Origin of the sequence: Bartonella sp. AP88HLJMH, assembly GCF_042195605.1 — a bacterium.
Taxonomy (GTDB): Bacteria; Pseudomonadota; Alphaproteobacteria; order Rhizobiales; family Rhizobiaceae; genus Bartonella.
Genome location: NZ_JBHIOR010000048.1, coordinates 1 through 3,055, shown reverse-complemented (window position 1 = coordinate 3,055; position 3,055 = coordinate 1). Strand labels below are relative to the sequence as shown.

Sequence of the window (3,055 nt, the reverse complement as noted above, 5' to 3'; positions counted from 1 at the left end):
TTGAGATCCACTTTTGGTGTAAAGAGAGCATCAACCCCGGTTAAACCACTTAAGGACTCCAGTGGATTGCCTTCAACTGCTTGTGCTTTAAAATGCGCATCCCCTGTAATCGAACCTTCCGCTGCCGTGTTATTGAGTTGATCGACCACCAGATTTAAAGTGCCGCCCGCTTGGACAAGACCAGGAGCTGCATCAAGAGCTTCTGAACCAGTTTGGCGATCCTTGCCATTGGCTATATCTAAAGAAACATCGCGGCTTCCATCAGCTTTATAGCCATAACAATAACCATCCTGGGTATTGGCATTACAACCCATATAGGTTTTTTTATAAGCCGTTGCACCTAAATTGGTCAGCGTCTTGGCTTGGATATCGGCATTTCCCCCCGCTTCTATAGAGCTATAATGGTTATCAATGGTATCAGCGTTAATGATGAGATTGCCGTGAGACTGTATCATTCCTTGACGAGTAGGCGAAAATTCTTGCGTGACAGTTTTCTGTATCATGTGAGATAAATTATTCCATCGGTACCCTTGAAAAAAGCGAACTTTCACTCTCTTCATTCCAAGTAAATGCCTTGTATACTATCCCATCTTCTAAAGTTATCTTACCATAAGTTGCCTCTTTGTTGGGCAAAGAATTTTTAAAGTGAAAATCACATATGTTTCCTGAACATTCAACTTCCTCATAGGAAACGGCCCACATTTCTACCCTCAACTCATTTGCTACACTTGTTGTATGATACAAAATCGCATTTTCATTGAATCAAACCCCTCTGGTTTTTGGAATGCGATGGTGACTTCTTCCGTTTTTTCCGTGATGATCAACAAATTGAACAGATCAATCAAGTTGTTGAAGCCTTTTTAGCAGAGATAGAACGAGAGATACAACAACTCTCAACAAAAGCTGCTTAACCTTATGGGGTGTTTTGTTCCCCGCATATCTACGAGCACCCCCACCCTTTCATAACAACTTACAACACAAGCGTGATTCACGCCACACGTGAATTGCATCTCAATGTAAGGAGAAAAGATATGGCGCCTCGTCCAGCTGCTATAACGCAACCAGCCATTGCACGCGCTTTAAGAGAAGCTAAAAAACAAGGTTGCGAACTCATAGAAATCAAACCTACCGGTGAACTGCTTATCTATCTTAAAGCAGATATTCCAATACCAAATTCAGTTAGCCACCCAGACAAACTTTTAGATTTGTCAAAGAATGAATATTACGAAACCGCACTCTCTAAGATGTAAAATACCATGCCTAAACCACGTCCTCCTCATCTCGTTAAACAAATTACTCAACATGGCAAAATTGTATGGTATGTACGTATTGGTCACGGCAAACGCATTAGAATCCGCAGAACCTATGGAAAGCAAGAGTTTGTTGATAACTACAAAAGCGCACTTGCCGAGTTACAAGAGCTTATACTTCCTAAATCAAAAACCGGTAAACTTGTTGAAGGGTTATTTGCATGGCTGCTTAAACAATACTTTAACAGCTCTAATTGGCATAGCTACACTAAAGCTACAAAAAAACAAAAAGAACTCATCCTTACGAAGGTGTGTGATTGGAGAAGAAACATTCATTTGTGGTAAAGAAGGTAAAAAACTAGTTAAAGAAAGTTTTGGCAACCTTTTTCGTGAGGCTTGTAACGTAGCGGGAATCAAAAAATCAGCACATGGCTTAAGAAAATTAGCAGCAACACGCGCAGCTAATTCTGGTGCAACAGTATCACAACTCAAAGCAATTTTTGGCTGGACAAATGATGCTATGGCATCTCTTTACACAAAGAGCGCAGACCGTAAAAAACTCGCTCTTGAAGCCATAAAAAAGCTTCAAAAAGATGAGGGATAGAGGCAAAAAAATCAATAAAATCAAGATTCACCTATTCTCTCATATTAGACATAAATATTTTATTTTACACATACTTGTGAATGAATCGGCTTTTAAAACTTTGTCTTTTAAAGTTTACGCTTTCTGACTCTGCATAATTTAGCGTTTTTAAGTTCTATTCTTGAAAAACTATGTAATACCTTCACAAACTATCTATTGATCTAAGGGTATTGCTCAATAATTTTTTCTTCCATTCAAATTAACTTTTTGCTTATCCCACAGAAAAAGCATTACAAATATACCTAATTTCCAGTCATATCTAGAAGAGATTTTAAACTATCGATGCAAATCTTACATAAAATTTTATTCAAATAGCGCAAATCAGCCATTCCCTCCAAGGTACTTTTTAGATGCACTAAATATCTGAATATTTTTATTTAAAAAATTAAAATCTTTTAAAGAGCTTTCTTATTGAATTGTACTTAATTTAAACTCAATAAAAACTTTCCTTGAATATATATGTCATTCTTACAAATTTATCTCTCATAAACTGTCAGAGTAATAACATTTTCTTTTCGCCAATATGAACGATCTAAATAAAATAAATATCTGGAAAGGTAAAATAATTCAAAAATACACGACCGGAATTTAATATAATTTATCAAACATTTTCAACTAAACATTTCTTATTATTACGAAAACGATTGTTAGAACTTAAAAAAATATTGCTTTGTAAAAAATTTTTAAACAGGAAAAAAATGATAAATATCATAATTACCTTTCATTTTTTCAGAAAAAACTATCATGTTTAAAAATGAAACTCTTAGATAACACACTCAAAGAATTAACTTATGAAGAATTATTTTAATTGAAACTTAAATAGTTTTACAAAGAACGCTTTAAAATGCGTATTAAAATGATTGACCTTTTACAAGAAATTTGTCAAAAAGCATATCTAGTTTGGAGGGGTGGCCGAGCGGTTTAAGGCACCGGTCTTGAAAACCGGCGTGCAGGAGACTGTACCGTGGGTTCGAATCCCACCCCCTCCGCCACAGCACTTTTATGGTGCTATAACTTATTGATTTCATGTGTGTTTTTTCAAGGTGCGGGATTCGTAAATAAAGGTTCGGTGTAGCTTGCCAGCGGGTTTTGTATATTTTGCCACTAGGTTTTGTACCAATTTATTTTTTCTCAAAGAGTTTTAAAGATGTTCTCAAAGGGT

General features: G+C 36.0%; 1 protein-coding gene, 1 tRNA gene and 3 pseudogenes. 4 read left to right on the top strand and 1 reads right to left on the bottom strand.

Features of this window, described 5'->3' with window-relative positions; translation table 11 throughout:
- Window positions 1-818, bottom strand: a pseudogene (locus ACFIMA_RS09240) (filamentous hemagglutinin); the annotation flags it as partial.
- Between ACFIMA_RS09240 and ACFIMA_RS09235 the strand changes: the two are divergent.
- The 4 genes and pseudogenes from ACFIMA_RS09235 to ACFIMA_RS09220 all read left to right on the top strand — a co-directional run.
- A pseudogene (locus tag ACFIMA_RS09235) lies at window positions 804-911 on the top strand (exonuclease); the annotation flags it as partial. The pseudogenes ACFIMA_RS09240 and ACFIMA_RS09235 overlap by 15 nt on opposite strands.
- Window positions 912-1,031: 120 nt before the next feature.
- Window positions 1,032-1,250 carry a hypothetical protein gene (locus ACFIMA_RS09230; RefSeq protein ID WP_375630827.1) on the top strand — a complete coding sequence of 73 codons (219 nt, stop codon included), beginning with the start codon at window positions 1,032-1,034 and terminating at the stop codon, window positions 1,248-1,250.
- 6 nt (window positions 1,251-1,256) lie between these two features.
- Window positions 1,257-1,854: pseudogene (locus ACFIMA_RS09225) on the top strand (tyrosine-type recombinase/integrase).
- A gap of 941 nt (window positions 1,855-2,795) precedes the next feature.
- Window positions 2,796-2,885, top strand: a tRNA-Ser gene (locus tag ACFIMA_RS09220).
- Window positions 2,886-3,055: the final 170 nt, after the last annotated feature.

Bases quoted from the DNA above. Each gene is read 5' to 3' on its own strand.
- ACFIMA_RS09230 (WP_375630827.1), top strand. From the start codon at position 1,032: ATGGCGCCTCGTCCAGCTGCTATAACGCAACCAGCCATTGCACGCGCT.